Below are 26,895 nucleotides of genomic sequence, written 5' to 3' on the forward strand. Positions count from 1 at the left end.
TCCGTTGTCTCAGTCGGCTTTTGGCGCTTCAAGCACCAGGTCCAGTTCTTGCGCGAGTTGCTTGCGGGCATGCGCGTCGTTCAGAAGGTGCTGCAGCTGTTTGCGGAAGGTGGGCACGTTGCCCAGCGGGCCTTTCAGGGCGACCAGCGCTTCACGCAGCTGCAGCAGCTTGTTCAGCTCGGGCACCTGGCGTGCGATGCGGTCTGGCCCGAAGTCCTGGATGGACTTGAATTGCAGGTTGACTGCCAGCTCTGCATCCGGAGTAGCGCCAAGCGCGGAGGGCACCGACATGGCCAGGCTCACATCGGCGTCGTTCAACACGTTGTTGAAGGTGTGTTTATCGATGCGCATGACCTGACGGTCTTCGAGGGAGCGGCTGTCATCGAGGCCGAAGTCGCCCAGCACCATCATCTTGTGCGGCAGTTCTACCTCGGCCTGCTCGTCACCGGTGGCGGGCACATACTTGATGTTGATGCGTTCTTTGGGTGCAACGGAGTCGGAGGGTTTAGTCATGGTTATATATCTTTTTTAGTGTGGGTTTTATATGTAGGGCGCTTCCTACAAGTAAGCTTGCGCGTTAAACGTTTAATAAACATGATTCCTGAGATTTGAATTGTGCGTTGCGTAAAAACCATGCGCTGGATAATCGTCAAGCGTCGAGTTCGAATATGTAACAAAATAATTTCTTGAATAAAGTTGAATGTATGTACTAGCCTCTTTTTCGCGGTTGGAGTGGCCGGGTTAATGCAGGGGCATGTGTACGATTGAGTGGGAGCGTTAAGGTGCGATGATTATTCGTTATGCAGGTGGCCTCGGCGTTTCATTACTGTTTTTGTTAATGCCTGCCTTAACCCGCGCATCGCAGGATTGCCCACGGATCGTGTCCAATATCGAGCGCCTGGCGTGTTTCGATCAGGCGGCGGGTACGCCGGGATTCACGCCGCAGCGACAGTGGTCAGCGCAGGAGCTGGAGGCGCCCACGGTGCGTCGCGTATTGATCCATGAGACGGGGCGGGCGCCCGAGGACTTGATGTTTCGCCTCAGGTCTGAAGAGGGCGGGCTCCTGATCTCAGCACCTGCGATTGCTTCAGTTGCACCGCACCCCTACCTGATCATCAGCTGCGTGCAAAACATCTCGAGGTTGCAACTGGTCACCGCCCAACCCGTCGATGCCAGCCGAGTGCAGGTGCAGTTGCGAGGGGAGCGGGGCGCTACTGCACCCACACCGTGGCAAGTGATGGAAAACGGCCAAGTGCTCGACGCCGGCAGAGGCTTGCCGGGTATCGAGCAGATCAAGCAATTGATCGGGGCCCATCGCATTCACGTAGAGAGCGACAACCCTGCTGTTGATGGGCTCGTTTTTGACGCTCAGGGGCTGGACCCGCTTATCGACGAGGCTCGCAAGACATGTCGCTGGTAGCTGAGGTCGAGGCGCAAGAAATCACACGCTTGCTCGCACCCATTGATACCCAGGTGCCGGCGGGGCTGTTCGATGTGGAAGACGAAACCTACCAAGCCATTGACCAGGAGATGGTCAAGCTGGGTGGGCTACAGGAAGCCTCTATCGATTGGGACTACATCGAGGAGGCCTCTGGTCAGTATCTGGAGCGACAGTGCAAGCATCTGCGGATCGTCGCGCACTTGAGCGTTGCGTGGCTGCGCAGTGGTTGTTGGGAGCGCTGGGGGTTCACCTTGGCGTTACTGGGCGGAATGATCGAGGGCTATTGGGAAACCGCTCATCCAGCGCCTGGTCCGAAGGGCTTCCTGACCAAGCGCAAGGTCGTTGGCCTGGTGCTCAATCGCTTGATCGATGCGCTGCCGCGCCTTGATCGTTTCACGTACACCCCGGCTCACGCCGCAGCGGCGAAGGGTGCATTGGCCCGTTTGCTACGTCAGCAGGAAGCCGCCCAGCTTGACCCGGCTGTTCTGGTTGAGCTGGAGCGCCTTTTGCACAAACACACGGCGCTTGCCAACGGTATTGGTGAGTGCGATGCGCCCAAGGCCCCGGTGGAGAGCCCCCAACCTGCGCCGCTGGCGGATGTCATCGCCACCCCGAAACCCTGCTTGTCGGGCGGTAACGAGCGCGAGACGCGCCGAGCCATCTTGAGCATGGCCGAGCTGATCAATCAGCAGGACCCTTACGACCCGACCGGCTATCAACTGCGGCGCTTCGGTCTGTGGGCCCACATTCAGGCCGCACCGCAAACCCGGCAGGGCAACCGTACAGAGTTGATGGCAGTGCCGCGGGATATTGCCAGCGACTATGAGGAGGCCATCGCCGGCACGGTAATCGACGCAGCGTTGCTCCAGCGGGTCGAAAAAAGTGTGTCGGCTTCGCCTTTCTGGATTCGCGGCAGCTTTCTTGCCGCATCTGCCGCGTCGCGGCTGGCGATGGGCGAAGTGGCTGAGGCCATCCGTGCGGCGACCGCTCGTTTCGTGCTGCGCATGCCAGCGCTGCAGCAGCTGTGCTTCAGCGACGGTCGGGTGTTTGTCGACGACCAATGCCTGGCCTGGCTCAAAGGGGCAGACGGGCAATCCGGGCAAGCCGGAGCTTCCCAAGCGTTCACCAACCTTCGCGAAGAACTGGTCAGCCAGCTGGAAAGCGGCGGCGTAGAACCGGTGTTGCTAAGGCTGCAGGGGATGCAGGCAGATTTTCGAGCCCCTCGCGAGCGCTGCCATACCACCGTCATCGCAGCTGACCTGTTGGCCGCACGAGGCGTGTCCTGGTTAGCCCAGGACCTGTGCGCTGGGGTAGTGCGCACGATGCAGCAAACCACCGCCAGCGACTGGGAGCCCGAGGTATTTGAGCGGCTTCAACAATACGCGTCCTCCCACGTGCTGGCCGATAGGAACAAGGAGCAGGAGCCTCGATGAATCAACTCTGGAAGTACCTCAAACGTTGGGGCTGGCCGCTGATGACCCGTATCGGTCTGGCAATGCCGCTGCTACTTGGGCTTGGCGCTGTGCTGATGCTGGTCGCCATCTGGTGGCTCGGCCCGCAATGGACGTGGCGCGATCAGCAGCCGTTGGCCAGTGTGGCGCATCGTAGTGTGGCCAGCCTGGTGTTCGTGTTGGTGGCGCTGTTGTGCTGGCTGATCGTGTTGAGAACGCGCTTTCGCCGGTTGCAAGCAGAGCGTCAGCAGGCGATGGCTGCCGAGGTGGATCCGGCGCAACCGTTCGTTCATGCACAAGAGAAGGCGTTGAGCCAAGCGCTTGCACGCTACCTGGACAATGCCGGTGGGCGTCGCGCGCTGTACCGATTGCCGTGGTACCTCGTGCTGGGCGCCAGGCAGGCCGGCAAGAGCAGCTTTATTGACTGCACCGATCAAAGTTTCTCGTTGACCCGCATCGACAAGGCGCAGGCACGGGGCCGGCCAGCGCAGGCGCTCGCCTACCCCGTGGGGTGGTGGATCAGCAATGATGCGGTGATCATCGACCCGCCCGGTGCCTTTATCAGCCAGACCGGCCTCGTAGATTCGCTGGGCAGTGACTCCACAGACGTTGAGTCTTCGGTACCGCCTGGAACCCAAGCCAAATTGTGGCAGCATCTGTTGGGCTGGCTGCAGCGCAATCGAAGCCAGAGAGCCCTCAACGGCCTGGTGCTGGTTGTCGACCTGCCCGCGCTACTGCACGGTACCGTCGAGCAACGCACGGCACTTGCCCACCTGCTGCGCACACGTCTTTATGAGGCGAGCAGCCAGTTGGGCTCGCGCTTGCCGCTGTATGTCGTGTTGAGCAAATTCGATCTGCTGGACGGCTTCGACCCATTCTACAGCAAGCTTTCGGCCGCCAAGCGCAACAGCCTGTTTGGATTCACGTTCAAGCTGGATGCCGTCGACACCTTCGACGCTTGGCTGGGCGAGTATGGCGAACATTACGATCGGTTGCTGGAGCAGCTGTTCGAGCAGGTGATCGATCATCTGGACGTGCAGGGTAGCCCTGGGTTGCGCTCACGTCTCTACTCACTGCATAGGCAGTTCCTTGGGTTGCGTCCAATCCTGTTGAGCTTTCTGCGCGAGACCTTGGCAAGTGACCGTTTCACCACCCCGGCGCTGGTGCGCGGTGTGTATTGGTCGTCGGTCGTACAGCACGGTGACGTGCGCAACGCCTTTGTCCGTGAGGCGGCGCAGCCTTACAAGACCAGCCTCCCCTTGCTTGAGGGCAAGCCGCAGGCCAAGGCGTTGGCCTACTTCATTCAACAGGCCTTTGGGCGGGTCATCTACAAAGAGGCCGGCCTTGCCGGCGACAACGTCAGGGTGGCACGGCGCAAGCGACAATTGCTGTGGGTGGGTGCTTCTGTAGGCGTCCTGGCCTTCTGCGTCGCCATCGCCAGCTGGCATCGTTACTTCGACATCAATGGCGTCAAGGCCGCCAGCGTGCTGGCCAAGAGCCGGGAATACAGCCATCACGAAGTGGATCAGCGTCTGGACCCGACCGGGCGCAACTTGCTGGCGCCGCTGGACCAGATCCGCGATGCGGTAGCAGTGTTTGGCGACTACCGCGCTGCGTGGCCGGGTGTTGCTGATCTGGGGCTGTATCAGGGCCGTGCCATCGGGCCGACCGTGGATGAGGCGTACCTCAGTTTGTTGTCCAGGCGCTTCCTGCCTGCGTTGGCCAGTGGCGTGATCGATACCATGGATGCGGCGCCCCCCGGCAGCGAGCAGCAAATGGCCGCGCTCCGGGTTTACCGGATGCTCGAGGATCGCCGGAACCGCCGAGCGGAATGGGTCGAGGACTGGATGGCGCGACAGTGGCAACAGGCCTTCCCCGGCCAGGGGCAGCTGCAACGTGACCTCATGCAGCACCTGAAGTATGCCCTGGCCTACGCGGATACCGACCTGCCGCAGTATCGCCAGCGGGTCAGCGACGTGCAGCAGACCCTGCGTAAGGTGCCGTTGCCACAACGCGTGTATGCGGGCCTGAAGCAGCAGGCCCAGGAGCAGTTGCATACTGGTCTGGACCTGCGTCATCAGGTGGGGCCTGCGTTCGATGTCGTTTACCAGCCGTCTTCCGGCTCGAGCCAGGGCGACAACGGTGTTTTGCTGGCGGCCATGCTCACCGCCAAAGGCTTCAAGGAGTATTTTGAACCGCGTAGTCAGCGCTTTACGGAAATGGCAATGATCGACCAGTGGGCACTGGGGGAACGTGCTCAACTGGACTACTCCGATGCCGACCAGGCTGCGCTGAACGAGCGCCTGCGCAACCTGTACAGCGCCGACTACATCGACAGCTGGCGCCGCGCCTTGAACGCATTCTCCGTGGCGGATTTTCGAGACCTGGATCATGGCGTCACGATCCTTGAACAGTTGGCCGGGCCAGCGGCGCCGGTGTACCGATTGCTGGAGACGGTTCGCGACAACAGTTCGCTGTCATCACCGGTGAATGTTGGCGTGGCGGATGAGGCCCCCTCGCTTGTTTCGGTCAACAGCAAGCCCGAGCAACAACACGCGCTGGCCATCCAGCGGGCGTTTGCAGGCTTGAGCGCCATGTTGCACGCTGCAGGCGAAAAACCGAGCTACTACGATGAAATGCACGCAGCCATAGCTGCCGTCCACGACTATGCCAAGGCGATACAGGGTAGCCCAGACCGGGGCAAGGCCGCGCTGCACGCGGTGCATCAGCGCTTTTCAATGACCGGGCACGACCCCATCGGCACCTTGCAACGCATCGCCACTGGCTTGCCGGAGCCAATCAACCATCACGTCAGAAAGGTGGCAGAGCAAACGGCGCAAGTGCTGAACGTTGAAGCGCTGCGCGAGCTGGAGCGACGGTGGGATGCTGAAGTCTACAGCTTCTTCCAGCAGCGCCTGGCCGAGCGCTACCCATTCGTCGTCAGGGCACCCGACGCTTCGCTGGAAGACTTTGAAGCGTTCTTCGGACCGAAGGGGCGACTGCAGCATTTCCAGGATCAATACCTGAAGCTTTTCCTCAAGGACAATCTGGAAGCCTTGCAGGCTGGTCTGCAGGGGCGTTCCCTGATCCGTCCCGATGTGATCGAGCAGCTGGCACTGGCTGATCGCATCCGCGAAACGTTCTTTGATCAGCGCGGTAACCTCAGCGTGCAGTTCAGCATCGAGCCTTTGGGGCTCAGTGCAAATCAACGCACCAGCCTGCTGGATCTGGATGGCCAGCTGATTTCCTACACCCACGGCCCAAGCCAGATCACCGGCATTGTCTGGCCCAATACCTTGGGGCAACACGTGCGCAGCAACCTGACCCTGCTCAGGCAGAACGGCAATAGCAGCAGCCTGGAGTATCGAGGGCCTTGGTCGATGTTCCGCCTGCTCAGCCGCGGTGCGCTCAATGGACGTACGGCAACCAGCGTGGACCTGAGCTTCAAAACGGGTGATGGTGTGATGCGCTATCGGCTGAACGCGGAAAAGGCCTTCAACCCAATTACTCAACAACCGTTCAAAGGTTTTAGGTTGCCCCGAGGGTTGTTACAACAGCCAGCCAGGGTGGCGTTGGTCGAACAGGCGGATGTGCCTGTCATGTAAGCAGGAGGCGGTGCGAAACGAAGAGCGCGTCCAGGCACTGCATGACTGTACCCACGCTATCGAGCAGCTGAAGTCGGACATGCGCACGGTGGATGCTCAGGGGCGGGGACGTACAGGCATGCTGAAGCGCTGATCAAGCCCAGAACCCAACCAGCACCAACGCCGCCACACCCAGCCCGACCGCAACCGAGCAGCCACCCAGCGACAGCGCCGCCCGGCCTTGCCGATACCAGCCGTCATGGCCCAGTTGCCGTGCCGGCGCCAGCAGGCTGCGCCACCGCAGTTCCGTATCGTGAAACGCCTGCAAGTTTGCCGTATCGGCATCCAGCCAGCGGCGGAAGTCGATACGCTCGCACGCCGTCACCTGCGGGCTCTGCAAGCGCACATACCATTGCCCGGCCACGCTCGCCAGCACATCCCGGCGCGAGCGGCCAGCCTGCAGCGCCTGGTCCATGTTGCGCTCGATAGTCGCCAGTGGCAGGTCAAGGCGCGCAGCGATGCTGGCGAAGTCCAGCTGATCGAGGCGGTTGAGCAGAAATACTTGCTGTACGCGCCGTGGTAGCCGCTTCAGTGCATGCAGCAGGGCATCGTCGGCATCGTGCTCGGCAGCAGGCGTGGGGTGCTCAAGGGGCAGCAGCAGACGGGTCATGGACAGCTCCTTGCTCTGTAAAGGGGAGGAGGGGGCATCTTCCTTGATGCGGAAACAGCGTAGGCGAAACGAGATTGATTCTCAAGTGCTGATTCCGCAAAGTTTTGTAACGAGCGTTCACGCCCTGAAACACCTTTGCTATCATGCGCGCCATCACGATCTTCATTAGCCTGAAGAGCCAAAAAAAAGACCCGGCAAAAAAGCCGGGTCAAAAACCGTGATTAGCCTGATGAGGAGATAATCTGAGAGCGACCTAAGCTTTCAGGTTATCCAGCGGATCTCGCGATCAGCTGAGTGCAATAATAATCGTTATCATTTGCCAGTCAAATGAATTTTCGCTAATCCGGTAAAAAAGTTTTACCGGCGCGCTTCCTTGTCCCGGCAATCGGGGCCTTTGCCGTTACCTGGCCATCACGTTCTCTCCCTTCTTTTTTGTCTATAAACCCGCTCACTCGGTGCGTTTGTGCTCCAGCAGTGCGCGAGCCATGTCCATCATGTGCATCAACGCGAACGTCAGTTCTCGCTGGCTGCCGTGCTGGTGAGTGGCGGTTTCCTGGGCGGTGGCCGCAGCGCAGCGCAGCAGGGCGATGGCGTGTTCCTGGGCCTGGTCGCCGGTTACGCCTTCGTGCAGGGTCCAGATTCTGTTGTCCAGGGTGGGCCGCGGTGGGTTGGGGTTGAGGTAATAGTCGAGCGCGCGGCGTGCGGCTTCGCTGTCGAGATCTGTTTCGTCGTTTTTCGATGGTTTCATGGCAATACCTGCTGATTTCCCTTCAAGCACACTGGAATCACAGAATAGGTCAAGCTGTACTATGTAGTGCCAAATAAATAATTCAGATTGTGTATTGCAGCGGTTAATACAGTCCGTATTGTTGCCGCTCATGGAAAACTGGAACGCATTTCTCAAGCGCTACAAGCGCGAACATAACCTCAGTCAGCTCCAACTGGCCGAGCGCCTGGGCATGACGCAGGGGGGCGTGGGGCATTGGCTGCGTGGCACGCGTCGGCCGACGCTGGAAACCATCAATGAAAAGCTGGAGAAGCTTGGGCTGGTGTTTCTGGAAGCCCAGGTCATGGTGGTCGAGCGCGACATCGTGCGTGAAGCGCAAGGGCTCTATACGGCCGAGCAGCCGGTTTCAGCCGAGGCGCTGCTCTATGCCAGCTTCCGCTTCCCGGTGCTGAGTTGGGCTGACCTGCAGGGGCCATTGCCTGAAACGAGCACGTCCCATGAGCAGACGGACTATATGCCCGCCGGCAATGCGTTCTGGCTGGTGGTGGAAAACGACTCGATGAACGCGGCCAGTGGTAAGAGCGTGCCCGAGGGCATGCGCGTGCTGGTGGATACCGGGCTGGAGGCACAGCCCGGCAGGTTGGTCATTGCACGGCAGCCGGGGCGCCCGGCGGTATTGCGGCAGTTGGTCGAAGAGGGTGGAGACAAGATGCTCAGGCCACTGAATACGCGCTATCCGACGGTTTTGTGTGAAGAAGGCTGCGCGTTTCTGGGAGTGGTGGTGCGGGTACATGGGGCCTTCTAGGCTGCCGGGTTGCTGCGAAGCTGTGTCACGCCACAAGGCCGCTATACGTGAGGGGCATGCCAGCCATGAACATGGATAAGTGGATTGCCCTCGTTCGCGACCGGATGGAGGAATTAGGGCTTACCCAAGAGCAGCTTGCCGAGCGCGTAGGCGTGTCGCAAGGCAGTGTAGGACATTGGGTGAACAAGCGGCGCCAACCGAAGCTCGAGTCGATGAACCGCACTTTGGTTGAGATTGGCATGCCCCACTACTGCGTCCGCTTGCAATTGCGTATTCACGGGCAGGCTGATGGTGAACGTTGTGTTTCTGGGGTGGATGACGATGATGACGAACCCGACCTCATGCGATACATCGTCTGCTTCCGTTACCCGGTGCTGGGTTGGAGTGAGTTAGAGGCTGCAACGGCTGTAGAGCCTGCTGTTTTCGAGCAGACTGACTACTTGGCACAGGGCAAGGCGTTCTGGCTAACCGTGGAAAACGATGCCATGAGCGCTGTCAGTGGCCGCAGTGTGCCGCAGGGCATGCGGATGCTGGTGGACCCAGGTGTAGAGGCTGAGGCGGGGCGTTTGGTTATCGCTCGTCAGCCCGGCAAACCGGCGATTTTCCGCGAGCTGGCCGAGGAAGGTGGGCAGCGTTATCTGAAGGCATTGAACAGTAACTACCCGGCGCTGTTGTGCGAAGAGGGTTGCGAATTTCTTGGGGTGGTCGTGCGGGTGCATGGGGCCTTTTGAAAGGGTTTGAGTAGCGGCGGCAACGGTGAACGGCGGATGGAGATTGGCCAGCAGGCACGGCCTCTTCGCGGGTGAACCCGCTCCTACAGGACGGGCTGTGTCCAACCTCCGGTGTGTGTCCACCACCAATCTGCGTAGGAGCGGGTTTACCCGCGAATACGGTAGCGGCGGCAACCGTGAACGGCGGGTGGAAATTGGCCAGCAGGCACGGCCTCTTCGCGTGTGAACCCGCTCCTACGGGCTGTTGCAGGGGCGGCCTTGTGTTGCGTTAGGGCCGCAAAGCGGCCCTCCGGCACCGTTATTCCACCAGTTCGACCAGCACAGTCCCTTCGCTGACCATGTCCCCCTCCAGGCAGAACAGCGCCTTCACTGTGCAGGCATGCGGCGCACGAATGCTGTGCTCCATCTTCATGGCCTCCAGTACCACCAGCGCAGTACCGGCTTCCACCACCTGCCCAGGTTCGACCAGCACCCGCACGATACTGCCGTTCATGGGCGCACCCAGCCCACCCTGATGGCTGTGGCTGGCTTCGGCCTCGGCAATCGGGTCGAAGGCCTCGATGGCATGCATTTCGCCATCCCAGTGCAGGTACAGCGTGCCACCCCGACGGATTGCCAGATGCTGGCGACGCACGCCGTTCTGGTCATGCACCAACTGCTCACCTTGCAGCTGCCAGGTAGAAGCAGCGCTGCGTTCCAGGGCCACTGCCTGATCGTGCCCAGCACTCACCAGATGCAAGCTGCTGCGTGCCGGCAGGCCCAAGCGCAGTCCATTACGCCCGCTCCACGGCGAATGGCGATCGTCTTCGCGCTGATGCCCCGCCTGGCCCTGCAGCCAGGCTTCGGCTGCCGCCTCCCAAAAGCCGGCCGGCAGCGCACGTGGCGCCGGCAGCAGCACATCCTGGTGGCGGGGAATGAAGCCGGTGTCCAGCTCTGCCGCCGCGAACGCAGGGTGCGCGAGAATGCGGCGCAGGAAGGCGATGTTGGTCTTCAATCCGCCAATGGCAAACTCGTCGAGCATGGCCAGCAAGCGCAGGCGTGCCTGTTCGCGGTTTTCACCCCAGGCAATCAGCTTGCCCAGCATCGGGTCGTAGAACGGCGACACCACATCGCCTTCGCTGACCCCACTGTCCACCCGCCGACCTTCGCCAGGTGCCGATTCACGGTACAGCGCCAATTTGCCGGTCGCGGGTAAAAAATCGTTGGCCGGGTCTTCGGCATACAGGCGTACTTCGATGGCATGGCCGATCAGCGGCACTTGTTCCTGTGTGATCGGCAGGGCTTCGCCGCAGGCCACGCGAATTTGCCAGGCAACAAGGTCCAGGCCGGTGATGGCCTCGGTGACCGGGTGTTCCACCTGCAGGCGAGTGTTCATCTCCATGAAGAAGAATTCGCCACGTGCATCAAGCAGAAACTCCACGGTGCCGGCACCCACGTAACCGATAGCCTGGGCGGCTCGCACCGCCGCTTCGCCCATGGCCCGGCGCAGTTCGGGCGACAGGCCGGGGGCCGGGGCCTCTTCCACCACCTTCTGGTGGCGGCGCTGAATGGAACAGTCGCGCTCGTTGAGGTACAGGCAGTTGCCGTGCTGGTCGGCGAACACCTGAATCTCCACGTGGCGTGGCTTGAGCACGTACTTTTCCACCAGCATGCGCGCATCGCCGAACGACGACTGTGCCTCACGCTGGGCCGACGCCAGGGCGTCGGCCAACTGGCTTTCTTCCTCGACCACTTTCATGCCCTTGCCGCCGCCGCCAGCGCTGGCCTTGAGCAGCACCGGGTAGCCGATGCGTTCGGCCGCGGCGCGGAAGGTGTCCAGGTCCTGGGCCTCGCCGTGGTAGCCCGGAACCAACGGCACGCCGGCGGCCTCCATCAGCGCCTTGGCTGCCGATTTGCTGCCCATGGCGTCGATGGCGCTGGCCGGTGGGCCGAGGAAGATCAGCCCGGCCTGCTCGATGGCGCGGGCGAAACCTGCGTTCTCGGACAGAAAGCCATAACCTGGGTGGATGGCCTGGGCGCCGCTGGCCTTGGCGGCGGCCAGCAGCTTGTCGACCAGCAGGTAGCTTTCGGCAGCCTTGGTGCCGCCCAGGTCGACGCGGATGTCGGCTTCGCGGCTGTGACGGGCGTCACGGTCGGTGGCGCTGTGCACGGCGACAGTGGTCAGGCCCATGGCCTTGGCGGTGCGCATCACCCGGCAAGCGATTTCGCCGCGGTTGGCGACCAGCAGGGTGGTCAAAGCGGGGCGGCTCATGGGCGCGGCTCCTTCTTGTCAACGGTTTGCCAGGCAGGGCGGCGTTTTTCCAGGAAAGCGCGCAGGCCCTCCTGGCCTTCGGCGCTGACGCGGATACGGGCGATGGTGTTTTCGCAGTAACGGCGCAGGGCCGGGCTGAGTTCGCCGTCGTCCACTTCGCGCAGCAAGTCCTTGGTGGCGCGCAATGCTTGTGGGCTGTTCTGCAGCAGGTTGCTTACCCAGGCTTCGACGTGGTCGTCCAGTTCGCTGGCGGGGTACACCTCGGCCAGCAGGCCCAGCTCGCGGGCGCGCACGCCAGTGAAACGCTCGGCGGTGAGGGCGTAGCGGCGCGCGGCGCGTTCGCCAATGGCCTTGACCACGAACGGGCTGATGACCGCCGGTGCCAAGCCGATGCGCACTTCCGACAGGCACAGCTGGGCGTCTTCGGCGCCGATGGCCATGTCGCAGCAGCTGATCAGGCCCAGCGCGCCGCCAAAGGCTGCGCCTTGCACCACGGCCAGGGTCGGGGCCTTGAGGCGATGCAGGGCGTACATCAGCTCGCCCAGTTCGTGGGCATCATCCAGGTTGGTGTTGAAGTCCAGTTGCGCCGACTGCTGCATCCAGGCCAGGTCGGCACCGGCGCTGAAATGCCGGCCACGGCCACGCAGCAGCACAAAGCGCAGGCTGGTGTCTTCGGCCAACTGGTCGATGGCCACGATCAGCTCGCGGATCATCTGCGCGTTGAAGGCGTTGTTCTTGTCCTCGCGGCTTAACCACAGGGTGGCAAAGCCGCGCGGGTCGCGGATCACTTCAAGGGTGCTGAAATCGCTCATGGGTCACATCCGGAAAATGCCGAAGCGGCTCTGTTCGATCGGCGCGTTCAGCGCGGCAGACAACGCCAGGCCGAGGACGTCGCGGGTCTGTGCCGGGTCGATGACGCCGTCGTCCCACAGGCGGGCGCTGGAATAATAGGGGTGGCCCTGACGCTCGTACTGGTCGAGGATCGGCTGCTTGAGCCTGGCTTCGTCTTCGGCACTGAATGGCTGGCCGCTGCGTTCGCTCTGCTCGCGCTTGACCTGGGCCAGCACCCCGGCGGCCTGTTCGGCGCCCATCACGCCAATCCGTGCGTTGGGCCACATCCACAGGAAGCGCGGGTCGTAGGCGCGGCCGCACATGCCGTAGTTGCCGGCACCAAAGCTGCCGCCGATGATCACCGTGAACTTCGGCACCTGGGCGCAGGCCACGGCGGTGACCAGCTTGGCGCCGTGCTTGGCGATGCCGCCTTCTTCGTACTTCTTGCCGACCATGAAACCGGTAATGTTCTGCAGGAACAGCAGCGGGATGCCGCGTTGGCAGGCCAGTTCGATGAAGTGCGCACCTTTTTGCGCGGCTTCGGCGAACAGGATGCCGTTGTTGGCCAGGATCGCCACCGGGTAGCCATGCAGGTGGGCGAAACCGCACACCAGGGTGGTACCGAACAGCGCCTTGAATTCATCGAACACCGAGCCATCGACCAGGCGGGCGATCACCTCGCGCACGTCGAACGGTTGCTTGGCATCGGCCGGCACCACGCCGTACAGCTCATCGGCCGCATACAGCGGTGCCACCGGTGCCAGGCGTTGTAGCTTGCCCTGCTTGTGCCAGTTGAGGTTGGCCACGCTGCGCCGGGCCAGGGCCAGGGCATGTTCGTCGTTGTCGGCATAGTGGTCGGCCACGCCGCTGGTGCGGCAATGCACATCGGCGCCCCCCAAGTCTTCGGCGCTCACCACTTCACCGGTGGCGGCTTTTACCAACGGCGGCCCGGCGAGGAAGATGGTCGCCTGCTGGCGCACCATGATCGCTTCGTCGGCCATGGCCGGCACGTAGGCGCCGCCAGCGGTGCACGAGCCCATCACCACGGCGATCTGCGGGATGCCTTGCGCGCTCATGTTGGCCTGGTTGAAGAAGATGCGCCCGAAATGCTCGCGGTCGGGGAACACTTCGTCCTGGCGTGGCAAGTTGGCGCCGCCGGAGTCCACCAGATAGATGCACGGCAGGCGGTTCTGCAGGGCGATGGTTTGTGCACGCAGGTGCTTCTTCACCGTCAGCGGGTAGTACGAACCGCCTTTTACCGTGGCGTCGTTGGCCACGATCATGCATTCCACGCCTTCCACGCGGCCGATGCCGGCAATCACGCCCGCCGCTGGCACGTCTTCGCCGTACACCTCATGGGCGGCCAACTGGCCGATTTCGAGGAACGGCGAGCCCGGGTCCAGCAGGCGGTCGATACGCTCGCGCGGCAGCAGTTTGCCACGCGAGGTATGCCGTTCCTGGGCCTTGGGCCCGCCGCCCTGGGCAACCTGGGCGAGCAAGCCGCGCAGGGCCTGGACCTGTTCGAGCATGGCCGCGCTGTTGACGGCAAATTCTGCCGAACGCGGGTTGATCTGGGTGTGCAAGGTAGCCATGTGCGCCCGTCCCTTATGTTCAGCGGGTTTCGTTGAACAGTTCGCGGCCGATCAGCATCCGGCGGATTTCGCTGGTGCCGGCACCGATTTCGTACAGTTTGGCGTCGCGCAACAGGCGCCCAGCCGGGAATTCGTTGATATAGCCGTTGCCGCCAAGAATCTGGATCGCCTCCAGGGCCATTTGCGTGGCGCGCTCGGCGGTGTACAGGATCACCCCGGCAGCATCCTTGCGGGTGGTCTCGCCACGGTCGCAGGCCTGGGCCACGGCATACAGGTAGGCGCGGCTGGCGTTCAGCTGGGTGTACATGTCGGCAATCTTGCCCTGGATCAGCTGGAACTCGCCGATGCTCTGGCCGAATTGCTTGCGGTCGTGGATATACGGCACCACCAGGTCCATGCAGCTTTGCATGATGCCGGTCGGGCCGCCGGACAGCACCACACGTTCGTAGTCCAGGCCGCTCATCAGGACGCGCACGCCGCCGTTAAGCTGGCCCAGAATGTTCTCTGCCGGCACTTCCACGCCGTCGAAGAACAGCTCGCAGGTGTTGGACCCACGCATGCCCAGCTTGTCGAACTTGTTGCTGCGGCTGAAGCCCTTCCAGTCACGCTCGACGATGAACGCGGTGATGCCGTGCGCACCCTTGTCCAGGTCGGTCTTGGCGTAAATCACGTAGGTGTTGGCGTCGGGACCGTTGGTGATCCAGGTCTTGCTGCCGTTGAGCACGTAGTGATCGCCGCGTTTTTCTGCGCGCAGTTTCATCGACACCACGTCGGAGCCGGCATTGGGCTCGCTCATGGCCAAGGCGCCGATGTGCTCGCCGCTGATCAGCTTGGGCAGGTACTTGAGCTTCTGCTCGTGGGTGCCGTTGCGGTTGATCTGGTTGACGCACAGGTTGGAATGGGCGCCGTAGGACAGCGCCACCGAGGCGGAGCCACGGCTGATTTCTTCCATCGACACCACATGGGCCAGGTAGCCCAGGCCAGCGCCACCGTACTCTTCCGGTACGGTGATACCCAGCAGGCCCATGTCACCGAACTTGCGCCACATGTCGGCGGGGAACAGGTTGTCGTGGTCGATCTGCGCGGCACGCGGGGCCAGTTCGGCGGCGACGAAGGTGCGCACCTGGTCGCGGAGCATGTCGATGGTCTCGCCCAGGGCGAAGTTCAGGGAGGGGTAATGCATGCTGGGGCACCTTCTTGTTCTTGGAAATTGGGTAACACCGTAGCTCAAAGGCTAACCGCTGACCCCTGTAGGAGCGGGCTTGCCCGCGAATGCGTCAGCAGGACCACCGTCATTGCCTGGGTGATCGCATTCGCGGGCAAGCCCGCTCCTGCAAGGGTCGGCGTCATGCCGGAGGTTCCGGTATCGTTCATCACCTTTACGTTAACGTAAACCTGCGGGAAGGCACTGTCAATCCACTCGTCACCTTTACGTAAACGTAAATCTGCGCCAGAGTATTCCCGCTTGCTTCAGCCGTGCCCAAAACAACCACAAGAAGGGACACCCATGAGTCAACCGAGCTATACCCGCGGTCGCCAGGACCGACCCTTGCTGACCCAGACCATCGGCCAGGCCTTCGATGCCACCGTGGCCCGCTGTTGCGACAGCGAGGCCCTGGTGTCCCGCCACCAGGGCTTGCGTTACAGCTGGCGGCAGTTGGCCGAACAGGTCGAAATACACGCCCGCGCGCTGATCGCACTGGGCGTGAACACCGGCGACCGTGTTGGCATCTGGTCGCCCAACTGCGCCCAGTGGTGCATCTTGCAGCTGGCCAGTGCCAAGGTCGGCGCCATCCTGGTCAACATCAACCCGGCCTACCGTGTGGGTGAGCTGGAATACGTGTTGCGCCAGTCCGGTTGCCGCTGGCTGGTCTGCGCTGAAGCCTTCAAGACGTCTGATTACCACGCCATGGTGCAGGCGCTGGTGCCTGAACTGGCCAGCGCCCGGCCTGGTGAGCTGGCCAGTGAATGCCTGCCCCAGTTGCGTGGTGTCATCAGCCTGGCCGCCAACCCGCCTGCCGGCTTCCTGCCCTGGCACGCCTTGGCCGAGCGGGCAGGGCAGACGTCTGTTGAGGCCTGCACAGCCCGTCAGCAAAGCCTACAATTCGACCAGCCGGTAAACATCCAGTACACCTCAGGCACCACCGGTGCGCCCAAAGGTGCCACGCTCAGTCACTACAACATCCTCAACAACGGTTTCATGGTGGGTGAAAGCCTAGGCCTGACGGCCCGCGACCGTATGGTGATCCCGGTGCCGCTGTACCATTGCTTCGGCATGGTCATGGCCAACCTCGGCTGCATCACCCACGGCAGCACCATGATCTACCCCAACGACGCCTTCGACGCCGAGCTCACCCTGCGCGCCGTGGCCGAGGAGCGTGCCAGCATCCTGTACGGCGTGCCGACCATGTTCATCGCGATGCTCGATCATCCCTCGCGTGCGCAGATGGACCTGTCGACCCTGCGCAGCGGCATCATGGCCGGCGCCACCTGCCCGATCGAGGTGATGCGCCGGGTCATCGACCAGATGCACATGGCTGAAGTGCAGATCGCCTACGGCATGACCGAAACCAGCCCGGTGTCGCTGCAGACCGGCCCGGACGATGACCTGGAGCTGCGCGTGACCACCGTCGGCCGCACCCAGCCTCAGCTGGAAAACAAACTGGTGGACACTGATGGCTGCATCGTCGCGCGCGGTGAGATCGGCGAACTGTGCACCCGCGGCTACAGCGTGATGCTGGGCTACTGGGACAATCCCCAGGCCACGGCGGATGCCATCGACCCGGCCGGCTGGATGCATTCGGGTGACCTGGCGGTGATGGACGAGCAGGGCTATGTGCGCATCGTCGGGCGCAACAAGGACATGATCATTCGCGGCGGCGAGAACATTTACCCGCGTGAGCTGGAAGAGTTTTTCTACACCCACCCGGCGGTGGCCGATGCGCAGGTGATCGGCATTCCGTGCAGCCGCTATGGCGAAGAGATCGTCGCCTGGATCAAGCTGCACCCTGGGCACAGCGCCACGACCGAGGAACTGCAGGGCTGGTGCAAGGCGCGCATTGCCCACTTCAAGGTGCCGCGGTATATCCGCTTCGTCGACGAGTACCCGATGACGGTGACGGGGAAGGTGCAAAAGTTCCGGATGCGTGAGATCAGTGTGGCGGAGATTGCGGCTGCATCTGCGGGTTGATGTGCTGGCGCGGCCGGCCTCTTCGCGGGTAAACCCGCTCCTACGAGGGACCGCGCCGCATTCAAGGCCGGCACGGTCCCTCGTAGGAGCGGGTTTACCCGTGAAGAGGCCGGCCCGATCAATGCAAGATCTTCACCTTGCCAAGCACCTGGTCATCCTCAACCTCTCAACGGAGCAGTGGAGATCGCTGTTCATGCCGGTGCCGTGGTCTACCCTTAAGCCTTCACCGGTGGCTCCTGGCTCGGCGGGTCGCCCACTGTCGGCGGCACGGTCGGCTTGATCGGCAGCTCGTCCGGGTCTTCTTCCGGTACGGGTGGCGGCAAGCTCGGGTCGTCGATGTTGGGATCGGGTGTCTCCGGTGGAATGGGAATGTTCATGGCCTGACCTCGCGTGGGTGGGTGAAGAGGTGCTGTAGGCTCTGACCGCTGGCAGCTGCCGTTCGCTCAATTATTTTGAACCCCCCGCCTGTGCCCGGCTCTGAACCCTTACCGCCACCAGCCTGAGGGAGCAAGGTCGATGTCACGAAACGAGCCCTTTGAAAGCGTGCCCATGGCGAACGATCACCCCGACCAGGCCATTAGCCTGGCCCAGGCGCTGCTGGCGCCACGCATCGTGATCGAAGACACCCAACCCGTGCTCGACGCCGGCAGCTTCGCCGCCAAGGCCGTCAGCGGCCAGCCTGTGGCCGTCAGCACCAAGGCCTACAGCGACGGCCACGACCGCCTGGCGGTGATGCTCAACTGGCGCCAGGCGCACAGCAGGCGCTGGCATTGCGTGTCGATGCAGGCGGCGGGCAACGACCTGTGGCTGGCCGAATTCACCCCCACCGAGCTGGGCCCGCACTTGTTCAGTATCGAGGCCTGGATCGACCCGTTTGCCACCTATTGCCACGACCTGGAGAAGAAGTACCACGCCGGCGTCGAGGTGAAACTGGAGCTGGAAGAAGGCCGTTTGATGCTGGGCAAAGGCATCGAGCTGTGCAGCGGCGCCCTGCGCGAGGCGCTCGAGGCCGTGCAGCTCCGCCTGGCTACCCTCAGTACCGATGACCAGGTGGCCGTGTTTCTCGACCCAACCACCGCCCGCCTGATGGGTGAAGCCGAACACCGCAGCTACCTGACCCGCAGCCCTGAGTTTCCCCTTGATGTCGACCGCCCGGCCGCCCTGTTCGCCAGCTGGTACGAGCTGTTCCCGCGCTCGATGACCGACGACCCGCAGCGCCACGGCACCTTCAACGACGTGCACGAACGGCTGCCGATGATCCGCGACATGGGCTTCGACGTCCTGTACTTCCCGCCCATCCACCCCATCGGCATGCAACATCGCAAGGGCCGCAACAACGCCCTCAAGGCCGAGCCGGGCGACCCGGGCAGCCCTTATGCCATCGGCAGCCCGGAAGGCGGCCACGAGGCTATTCACCCGCAACTGGGCAGCCGCGATGACTTCCGCCGTCTGGTGGCCGCAGCGGCGGAACACGGCCTGGAAATTGCCCTCGATTTCGCCATCCAGTGCTCCCAGGACCACCCCTGGCTCAAGGAGCACCCGGGCTGGTTCAGCTGGCGCCCGGACGGCACCATCCGCTACGCTGAAAACCCGCCGAAAAAGTACCAGGACATCGTCAACGTCGATTTCTATGCGCCGGAGGCCGTGCCCTCGCTGTGGCTGGCCCTGCGCGATGTGGTGGTCGGCTGGGTCGAGGAGGGCGTAAAGACTTTCCGCGTCGACAACCCGCACACCAAGCCGCTGCCGTTCTGGCAATGGCTCATCGCCAATGTGCGCAGCCAGCACCCCGACGTCATCTTCCTTGCCGAAGCCTTTACCAAACCGGCGATGATGGCGCGCCTGGGCAAGGTCGGCTACGCACAGAGCTATACCTATTTCACCTGGCGCAACCACAAGCAGGAGCTGCGCGAATATTTCGAGCAGCTCAACCAGCCGCCGTGGAGCCAGTGCTACCGGCCCAACTTCTTCGTCAACACGCCGGACATCAACCCGTTCTTCCTGCACACCTCCGGCCGCGCAGGTTTCCTTATCCGTGCCGCGCTGGCGACCATGGGCTCAGGCTTGTGGGGCATGTATTCGGGCTTCGAGCTGTGTGAGGGCACGCCGTTGCCGGGCAAGGAGGAGTACCTGGATTCGGAGAAGTACGAAATCCGCCCACGCGACTTCACCCAGCCCGGCAACATCATCGCCGAGATCGCCCAGCTCAACCGCATCCGCCGGCAGAACCGCGCCTTGCAAACCCACCTGGGTGTGGCCTTCTTCAATTGCTGGAACGACAACATCCTGTACTTCGCCAAGCGTACGCCCGAGCGTGACAACTACATCCTGGTGGCCGTCAGCCTCGACCCGCACAACGCCCAGGAGGCGCACTTCGAGTTGCCGCTGTGGGAGCTGGGGCTGGACGACAACGCCGAAACCCAGGGTGAAGACCTGATGAACGGCCACCGCTGGTCGTGGTACGGCAAGACCCAATGGATGCGCATAGAGCCCTGGCACCTGCCGTTCGGCATCTGGCGCATCGCGAAAGCCGGGTAAAACCGGTCTGTAGCCTTTTCCCCTGTGGGAGCGGGCACGCCCGCGAACACCGGCAGAGCCGGTGCCAAGCACCGCGGTGGCTGATTCGCGGGCACGCCCGCTCCCACAGCGATGGTGCAAGAAGGGGCAAACATGCAATTGAAAGGAGTCGCACATGGCCAAGCGTTCCCGCCCGGCAGCCTTCATCGACGACCCGCTTTGGTACAAGGACGCTGTCATCTATCAGCTGCACATCAAGTCATTCTTCGACTCGAACAACGATGGCATCGGTGATTTCGCCGGCCTGATCAGCAAGCTCGACTATATCGCCGAGCTGGGCGTCAACACCCTGTGGCTGCTGCCGTTCTATCCCTCGCCACGCCGTGACGACGGCTACGACATCGCCGAATACAAGGCCGTGCACCCGGACTACGGCAGCATGGCCGACGCCCGCCGTTTCATCGCCGAGGCCCACAAGCGCGGCCTGCGGGTGATCACCGAGCTGGTCATCAACCACACCAGCGACCAGCACCCGTGGTTCCAGCGCGCCCGCCACGCCAAGCGCGGCAGCAAGGCGCGCGAGTTTTACGTGTGGTCGGACGACGACCAGAAGTACGACGGCACGCGCATCATCTTCCTCGACACCGAAAAGTCCAACTGGACCTGGGACCCGGTCGCTGGCCAGTACTTCTGGCACCGGTTCTACTCGCACCAGCCGGACCTCAACTTCGACAACCCGCAGGTGCTCAAGGCGGTGATCGGCGTCATGCGCTTCTGGCTCGACCTGGGTGTAGATGGCCTGCGGCTGGACGCGATCCCTTACCTGATCGAGCGCGACGGCACCAACAACGAAAACCTCGCCGAAACCCACGACGTGCTCAAGGCGATCCGCGCCGAGATCGACGCCAACTACCCCGATCGCATGCTGCTGGCCGAAGCCAACCAGTGGCCGGAAGACACGCGCCCGTACTTCGGTGAAGGCGACGGCGACGAATGCCATATGGCTTTCCACTTTCCGTTGATGCCGCGCATGTACATGGCCCTGGCCATGGAAGACCGCTTCCCGATCACCGATATCCTGCGCCAGACCCCGGAAATCCCGGCCAACTGCCAGTGGGCGATCTTTTTGCGCAATCATGATGAACTGACCCTGGAAATGGTCACCGACCGCGAGCGCGACTACCTGTGGAACTACTACGCCGAAGACCGCCGCGCGCGCATCAACCTGGGCATTCGCCGGCGCCTGGCGCCCCTGCTGCAGCGTGACCGTCGGCGCATAGAGCTGCTGACCAGCCTGCTGTTGTCGATGCCCGGCACGCCAACCCTGTATTACGGCGACGAACTGGGTATGGGCGACAATATCTATCTGGGTGACCGCGATGGCGTTCGCACACCCATGCAGTGGTCGCCAGACCGCAACGGCGGTTTTTCCCGCGCCGACCCGCAACGCCTGGTGCTGCCGCCGATCATGGACCCGCTCTACGGTTACCAGACGGTCAACGTCGAGGCGCAAAGCCACGACCCGCATTCGCTGCTGAACTGGACCCGGCGCATGCTGGCGGTGCGCAAGCAGCAGAAGGCCTTTGGCCGCGGCAGCCTGCGCACCCTCACGCCCAGCAATCGGCGCATCCTTGCCTATATCCGCGAGTACACCGATGCCGACGGCAATACCGAGGTCATCCTCTGCGTGGCCAACGTGTCCCGCGCCGCCCAGGCTGCCGAACTCGAATTGTCACAATACGCCGACAAAGTACCGGTGGAGATGCTGGGCGGCAGCGCGTTCCCGCCAATCGGCCAACTGCCGTTTCTGCTGACCTTGCCACCTTATGCGTTCTACTGGTTCCTGCTGGCCAGCCGCGATCGCATGCCCAGCTGGCACATCCAGCCCTCCGAGGGGTTACCCGAATTGACCACATTGGTATTGCGCAAGCGCATGGAAGAACTGCTGCAAGCCCCCGCAAGCGATACGCTGCAAAGCACCATCCTGCCGCAGTACCTGCCCAAGCGCCGCTGGTTCGCCGGCAAGGAAGGGCCGATTGATGCCGTGCGCCTGTGTTACGGCGTGCGTTTCGGCACCGCCACCACGCCGGTGCTGCTCAGCGAAATCGAAGTACTCAGCGACGGCACGGCTACCCGCTACCAGCTGCCTTTCGGCCTGCTGCGTGAGGAACAGATCCACACCGCGCTGCCGCAGCAACTGGCATTGTCGCGGGTGCGCCGTACCCACCAGGTTGGCTTGATCACAGACGCCTTCGTCCTCGAGCCGTTCATTCACGCCGTGATGCAAGCCTGCCAGGATGGCCTGCGTCTGCCGTGTGGCGACGCTGAGGGTGAATTGCGCTTCGAATGCACAGAGCAGCTGGCCGGCCTGGCGCTCGACGAGGAGAGCGAAGTGCGCTACCTCAGCGCCGAGCAGTCCAACAGTTCGGTGGTCATCGGCGACCGCATGGTGCTCAAGCTGATCCGCCGGGTCAACCCGGGCATCCATCCAGAGCTGGAAATGAGTGCCTACCTGACCGCCGCCGGCTTTGCCAACATTTCGCCGCTGCTGGCCTGGGTCAGCCGGGTGGACGAACAACACGCGCCGCACCTGCTGATGATTGCCCAGGGTTACCTGAGTAACCAGGGCGACGCCTGGGGCTGGACCCAGAACACGTTGGAAAGGGCCATTCGCGACCAGATGGAGCCCACCCGCAACGACGCCGAAGCGCACACTGACGCCTTGGCCGAACTCAGCGGCTTTGCGGCCTTGCTTGGCCAGCGCCTGGGCGAGATGCACCTGCTGCTGGCCGCCCCCACCGAAGACCCGGCCTTCCAGCCGCGCCCCAGCGATGCGCAGGACAGCGAGCGCTGGTGTGCACAGATCAGCACTGAACTGACCCACGCCCTCGACCTGCTGGCCCAGCATCGCGACACGCTGGACAGCGACAGCCAGGCCTTGGTCGACGATCTGCAGCAACAGCGTGACGGCCTGGCACAGCACATCGACAATCTCGCCGAGCAGGCTCAGGGTGGCCTGCTGATGCGTGTGCACGGCGACCTGCACCTGGGCCAGGTGCTCGTGGTGCAGGGTGATGCCTACCTCATCGATTTTGAAGGTGAACCCGCCCGGCCCCTTGAAGAGCGCCGGGCAAAACACAGCCCCTACAAGGATGTCAGCGGCGTGCTGCGTTCCTTCGACTATGCTGCTGCGATGATCTTGCGCAGCGCGTCTGCGGTGGACCTTTCCGAGCCGGCGCGGCAAGCCCGGCAGCGGGTTGCCCGGCAGTACCTGCACCAGTCCCGGCATGCCTTTGTCGAAGCCTATGGCCTGGCCACCGCAGCCATGCCACACGCCTGGCAGCACGCCGAGGGCGAGCGCGCGGCGCTGGAACTGTTCTGCCTGGAAAAAGCCGCCTACGAGATTACATACGAAGCCGAAAACCGTCCGAGCTGGCTGGCCGTGCCTTTGCATGGTCTGCATGGACTGATCAGTACCTGGGGAGAGTCAGAATGAACGTTACAACGCGTGAAAACGGTGGCCTTCGGCAACGGGACCTCGACGCCCTGGCCCGCGCCGAACACGCCGATCCTTTTGCGGTACTCGGCCCCCACGGCGACGGTGCAGGCGGGCAGGTGGTCCGCGCCTTTCTGCCCAATGCCCTGAAAGTGCGCGTTCAGGCCCGGGATGACGGGCGGGTCCTTGCCGAAATGGAGCAGGGCAGCCTGCCTGGGTTGTTCAGTGCGCACCTCGATGAGGCACAGCCCTACCAGTTTCATATCGTCTGGGCCGGTGGCGAACAGGTTACCGAAGACCCCTACAGCTTTGGCCCGCAACTGGGTGACATGGACCTTCACTTGTTCGCGGAAGGCAATCACCGCGATTTGTCCGGGCGCTTCGGTGCCCAGCCGACTCAAGTCGATGGCATCGACGGTGTGTGTTTCTCGGTCTGGGCGCCGAATGCCCGGCGGGTGTCGGTGGTGGGTGATTTCAACAACTGGGATGGCCGCCGCCACCCCATGCGCCTGCGGCATGGCGCGGGGGTGTGGGAGCTGTTCATTCCGCGCCTGGGCGTGGGCGAAACCTACAAGTTCGAAGTGCTTGGCAAGGACGGCATACTGCCGCTGAAGGCCGATCCGCTGGCCCGTGCCACCGAGCTGCCGCCGAGCACGGCGTCCAAGGTAGCCGGTGAACTCAGCCACGCCTGGCAGGATCATGACTGGATGGCGCAACGCGCCCAGCGCCATGCCTACAACGCGCCGTTGTCGATCTACGAGCTGCACCCAGGGTCATGGCGCTGCGAGCTGGACGAAGCGGGCGAAGTCGGGCGTTTCTACAACTGGCGCGAACTGGCCGAACGGCTGGTGCCCTATGTGCAGGAACTGGGCTTTACCCACATCGAACTGCTGCCGATCATGGAACACCCGTTCGGCGGCTCCTGGGGCTATCAACCACTGTCGATGTTCGCGCCCACCTCGCGCTATGGCAGTGCCGAGGATTTCGCCGCGTTCATCGACGCCTGCCACCAGGGAGGCATTGGTGTGCTGCTGGACTGGGTGCCGGCGCATTTTCCCACCGACGAACATGGCCTGGCGCGCTTCGATGGCACTGCGCTGTACGAATACGACAACCCCCTGGAGGGCTACCACCAGGACTGGAACACGCTGATCTACAACCTCGGGCGCAATGAAGTGCGCGGCTTCATGATGGCTTCGGCGCTGCACTGGTTGAAGCATTTCCACATCGACGGCCTGCGCGTCGATGCGGTGGCCTCGATGCTGTACCGCGACTACTCGCGCAAGGCTGGCGAATGGGTACCCAACCGTCACGGCGGGCGCGAGAACCTGGAAGCCATCGACTTCATCCGCCACCTTAACGGCGTCGCTGCCCACGAGGCCCCGGGTGCGCTGATCATCGCCGAAGAGTCCACCGCCTGGCCTGGGGTCAGCCAGCCTACCCAACAGGGCGGCCTGGGATTTGCCTACAAGTGGAACATGGGCTGGATGCACGACACCCTGCACTACATCCAGAACGATCCGGTGCACCGCACCTACCACCATAACGAGATGAGTTTCGGGCTGATCTATGCCTATTCCGAGCACTTCATCCTGCCCATTTCCCATGATGAGGTGGTGCACGGCAAGCATTCGCTGATCGACAAGATGCCCGGCGACCGCTGGCAGAAGTTCGCCAACCTGCGCGCCTACCTCACCTTCATGTGGGCACACCCGGGCAAGAAGCTGCTGTTCATGGGCTGCGAGTTCGGCCAGTGGCGTGAGTGGAACCACGACAGCGAACTGGACTGGTACCTGCTGCAGTATCCCGAGCACCAGGGCGTGCAGCGCCTGGTGGGCGACCTCAACCGCCTGTACCGCGAAGTGCCGGCGCTGCACGAGCAGGATTGCCAGCCGCAGGGCTTCCAGTGGCTGATCGGTGACGACGCGCAGAACAGCGTGTACGCCTGGCTGCGCTGGAGCAGCAGCGGCGAGCCGGTGCTGGTGGTGGCCAACTTCACACCGGTACCCCGTGAGGGTTACCGCATTGGCGTGCCGTTCGGCGAGCGTTGGCAGGAGCTGCTGAACAGTGATGCCGAGCTGTATGCCGGGTCGAACGTGGGTAATCTGGGGGCGGTGGCCAGTGAGGCAGTGGCCAGCCACGGGCAGCCATTATCGCTGGCCCTGAACCTGCCGCCGCTGGGGGTGTTGATCATGAAGCCCGCCTGATCGGTTGGCTGTACTGGCCCTTTCGCGGGTAAACCCGCTCCTACACAGGTACCGCACCCGGCGGTGATCGTTGTAGGAGCGGGTTTACCCGCGAAGAGGCCGGCCCTGGCTACCACCGCATCCGCACCAAGGCTGGCAATCAAACCGTTCAGTTCATTACCCGCGCCACCAGCCGCCACTGACGCCGCTTGGGGGCTTGGTGATGAAGCTCGCGTGATTGGTTGGCTGTACGGGCCCCTTCGCGGGTAAACCCGCTCCTACGCAGGTACCGCACCCGGCGGTGATCGTTGTAGGAGCGGGTTTACCCGCGAAGAGGCCGGCCCTGGCTACCACCGCATCCGCACCCCAAGGCTGCCAATCAACCCGTTCAGGTCATTGTCATCCACATCGCTGCTGTAATCGGCGCTGACGAACATGGCCACCGAAGGCGTCACCCGCGCCACCAACCCCAACCCTAACTCCACGGTAGTCGAGTAGCGCGAGCTGGAAATCTTGTCGACCTGGTCCAGCTTCACCTCATCGGCATTGCTGAAGTCATACCACACGTTGGTCCGCACATAGGGTTCGATGGGCATGCCGCGCACTTCGTAGCGCCCGGACAACTTGGCACCGACCCGGCCGCTCCAGCTCGGCTGGCTGTCGAAGGCTTGCAAGGTCTCCTCCTGCACCTGGTTGCCAGGGAAGAACTGCTGGTTGATCAACTGTGCCTGGGGTTCGATGACCCAGTTGCCACCCAGGCGGATCGGGTAACCGCCCTCTACCGAGAAGGTCATTGCATGGCCACTGTCGTCCAGGCGCTGGCCGTTTTCGCCACGGCCCATCACGTCGATCCGCGAGCCCATGGCCACGGCATCCAGGTGCCAACCCTGTTCATGGGTCATGCTCCAGTACACCCCCAGGCTTTCTCCGCTCAAGTTCACCGCTTTGCGCTGCTTGTCGCCCAGCAGAGGGCGCATGCCTTTGAAGCTGCTTTGCAGGTTGTTGTGCCCCACGAAAATCCCTGCGCGGTGCACATCGCCCGCTGCTGTTTCACGCACGAACAGGTCCGGGCCGATCATCAGTTGCTGGCTGGGCGCCTCCAGCTGTGCCGGGGGCAGCGCGCGGCCGCGCGCACGGGTGGGGAAGAACTGCGCCCATTGACTGGCAATCAGGTCCGGTGCCGGCTGCTGGTGGCGTTCGCTCATCTGCTGCGAAAACGCATTGAGGGTGCCGAGGCTCAACCCACTGGCACTGAGCGGGTCGAGCGACAGTTGCGCCGCTAAAGGTTGCTGCAGAAAGCCGGGGGAGGTGGGGTCACCCTGCAGTTCGTACGCGATCGTTTCCACCGGGGTTGCCAGAAGCAGCGACGTGGAAACCGCGTAGAAAATGCTGTCGAAGCGCAAGGGGTTCGAGGTGCTTTTCATGG

Annotated in this window: 19 protein-coding genes; 10 read left to right on the forward strand and 9 right to left on the reverse strand. The window is 62.9% G+C overall.

From position 1 onward, the window contains the following. Nucleotides 1-9 precede the first annotated feature (9 nt). Nucleotides 10-513 carry a type VI secretion system contractile sheath small subunit gene (gene tssB, locus REH59_RS09370; protein WP_004576457.1) on the reverse strand — a complete coding sequence of 168 codons (504 nt, stop codon included), beginning with the start codon at nt 511-513 and terminating at the stop codon, nt 10-12. Between the two features lie 274 nt (nt 514-787). Here tssB and vasI point away from each other — a divergent pair, with 274 nt between their 5' ends. From vasI to REH59_RS09390, 4 genes are read left to right on the forward strand one after another with little or no spacing between them, the layout of a single operon-like run. Next, a complete protein-coding gene (gene vasI / locus REH59_RS09375; RefSeq protein WP_173879779.1) occupies nt 788-1,420 on the forward strand; it encodes a type VI secretion system-associated protein VasI in 633 nt (210 codons plus the stop codon). Beyond that, a complete protein-coding gene (gene tssA, locus REH59_RS09380; protein ID WP_014859052.1) occupies nt 1,408-2,874 on the forward strand; it encodes a type VI secretion system protein TssA in 1,467 nt (488 codons plus the stop codon). Before vasI ends, tssA begins: the two co-directional genes overlap by 13 nt. Then, entirely contained in the window at nt 2,871-6,497 is a 3,627-nt protein-coding gene (gene tssM, locus REH59_RS09385; RefSeq protein WP_014859053.1) for a type VI secretion system membrane subunit TssM, read from the forward strand. Before tssA ends, tssM begins: the two co-directional genes overlap by 4 nt. Nucleotides 6,498-6,507: 10 nt before the next feature. Further along, on the forward strand, nt 6,508-6,630 hold the full coding sequence (locus tag REH59_RS09390; protein WP_014859054.1) for a hypothetical protein: 123 nt from the start codon (nt 6,508-6,510) through the stop codon (nt 6,628-6,630). On the opposite strand, the gene REH59_RS09395 is transcribed toward REH59_RS09390, so the two are convergent. Together REH59_RS09395 and REH59_RS09400 are read right to left on the reverse strand one after the other, a co-directional pair. Further along, nucleotides 6,631-7,146 (reverse strand): DUF4880 domain-containing protein, encoded by a 516-nt coding sequence (locus REH59_RS09395; RefSeq protein WP_014859055.1) that lies wholly within the window; start codon nt 7,144-7,146, stop codon nt 6,631-6,633. It abuts the gene before it with no gap. 448 nt (nt 7,147-7,594) lie between these two features. Continuing rightward, nucleotides 7,595-7,894 (reverse strand): DUF6124 family protein, encoded by a 300-nt coding sequence (locus REH59_RS09400; protein WP_003251328.1) that lies wholly within the window; start codon nt 7,892-7,894, stop codon nt 7,595-7,597. Between the two features lie 130 nt (nt 7,895-8,024). Here REH59_RS09400 and REH59_RS09405 point away from each other — a divergent pair, with 130 nt between their 5' ends. Both REH59_RS09405 and REH59_RS09410 read left to right on the forward strand, forming a co-directional pair. After that, the gene (locus tag REH59_RS09405; RefSeq protein WP_003251326.1) at nt 8,025-8,678 is read left to right on the forward strand and encodes a LexA family protein; all 654 of its coding nucleotides are present in this window, start codon (nt 8,025-8,027) and stop codon (nt 8,676-8,678) included. A 65-nt stretch (nt 8,679-8,743) separates the two neighbouring features. Next, nucleotides 8,744-9,409 carry a LexA family transcriptional regulator gene (locus REH59_RS09410; RefSeq protein ID WP_014755936.1) on the forward strand — a complete coding sequence of 222 codons (666 nt, stop codon included), beginning with the start codon at nt 8,744-8,746 and terminating at the stop codon, nt 9,407-9,409. 298 nt (nt 9,410-9,707) lie between these two features. Here REH59_RS09410 and REH59_RS09415 read toward each other — a convergent pair whose 3' ends face one another. The 4 genes from REH59_RS09415 to REH59_RS09430 are packed head-to-tail and all read right to left on the reverse strand — an operon-like array spanning nt 9,708 to nt 15,266. Next, nucleotides 9,708-11,660, reverse strand: a complete 1,953-nt coding sequence (locus REH59_RS09415) for an acetyl/propionyl/methylcrotonyl-CoA carboxylase subunit alpha (protein ID WP_014860830.1) — start codon at nt 11,658-11,660, stop codon at nt 9,708-9,710. Continuing rightward, on the reverse strand, nt 11,657-12,472 hold the full coding sequence (locus REH59_RS09420) for a gamma-carboxygeranoyl-CoA hydratase (protein WP_014860829.1): 816 nt from the start codon (nt 12,470-12,472) through the stop codon (nt 11,657-11,659). The genes REH59_RS09415 and REH59_RS09420 overlap by 4 nt, the downstream gene beginning before the upstream one ends. Before the next feature lie 3 nt (nt 12,473-12,475). Continuing rightward, the gene (locus tag REH59_RS09425) at nt 12,476-14,083 is read right to left on the reverse strand and encodes a carboxyl transferase domain-containing protein (RefSeq protein WP_004576464.1); all 1,608 of its coding nucleotides are present in this window, start codon (nt 14,081-14,083) and stop codon (nt 12,476-12,478) included. A gap of 19 nt (nt 14,084-14,102) precedes the next feature. Then, nucleotides 14,103-15,266, reverse strand: a complete 1,164-nt coding sequence (locus REH59_RS09430; protein WP_003251317.1) for an isovaleryl-CoA dehydrogenase — start codon at nt 15,264-15,266, stop codon at nt 14,103-14,105. A 324-nt stretch (nt 15,267-15,590) separates the two neighbouring features. On the opposite strand from REH59_RS09430, the gene REH59_RS09435 reads away from it, so the two are divergent. Next, nucleotides 15,591-17,273 (forward strand): AMP-binding protein, encoded by a 1,683-nt coding sequence (locus REH59_RS09435; RefSeq protein ID WP_014860826.1) that lies wholly within the window; start codon nt 15,591-15,593, stop codon nt 17,271-17,273. Nucleotides 17,274-17,488: 215 nt separating this feature from the next. Here REH59_RS09435 and REH59_RS09440 read toward each other — a convergent pair whose 3' ends face one another. Continuing rightward, complete coding sequence (locus REH59_RS09440) at nt 17,489-17,650, reverse strand: hypothetical protein (protein WP_003251307.1); 162 nt, start codon at nt 17,648-17,650, stop codon at nt 17,489-17,491. Between the two features lie 139 nt (nt 17,651-17,789). Here REH59_RS09440 and REH59_RS09445 point away from each other — a divergent pair, with 139 nt between their 5' ends. The 3 genes from REH59_RS09445 to glgB all read left to right on the forward strand — a co-directional run bounded on the left by REH59_RS09445 (nt 17,790) and on the right by glgB (nt 25,490). Continuing rightward, entirely contained in the window at nt 17,790-19,808 is a 2,019-nt protein-coding gene (locus REH59_RS09445; protein ID WP_014860825.1) for an alpha-1,4-glucan--maltose-1-phosphate maltosyltransferase, read from the forward strand. 154 nt (nt 19,809-19,962) lie between these two features. Continuing rightward, nucleotides 19,963-23,283, forward strand: a complete 3,321-nt coding sequence (gene treS / locus REH59_RS09450) for a maltose alpha-D-glucosyltransferase (RefSeq protein WP_014860824.1) — start codon at nt 19,963-19,965, stop codon at nt 23,281-23,283. Beyond that, nucleotides 23,280-25,490, forward strand: a complete 2,211-nt coding sequence (gene glgB / locus REH59_RS09455) for a 1,4-alpha-glucan branching protein GlgB (RefSeq protein ID WP_003251302.1) — start codon at nt 23,280-23,282, stop codon at nt 25,488-25,490. The genes treS and glgB overlap by 4 nt, the downstream gene beginning before the upstream one ends. Before the next feature lie 326 nt (nt 25,491-25,816). On the opposite strand, the gene REH59_RS09460 is transcribed toward glgB, so the two are convergent. Next, entirely contained in the window at nt 25,817-26,893 is a 1,077-nt protein-coding gene (locus tag REH59_RS09460) for an autotransporter domain-containing protein (RefSeq protein WP_014860823.1), read from the reverse strand. Between the last annotated feature and the right edge of the window lie 2 nt (nt 26,894-26,895).

The sequence above is a fragment of the Pseudomonas sp. BO3-4 genome, assembly GCF_034044115.1.
GTDB lineage: Bacteria > Pseudomonadota > Gammaproteobacteria > Pseudomonadales > Pseudomonadaceae > Aquipseudomonas > Aquipseudomonas alloputida.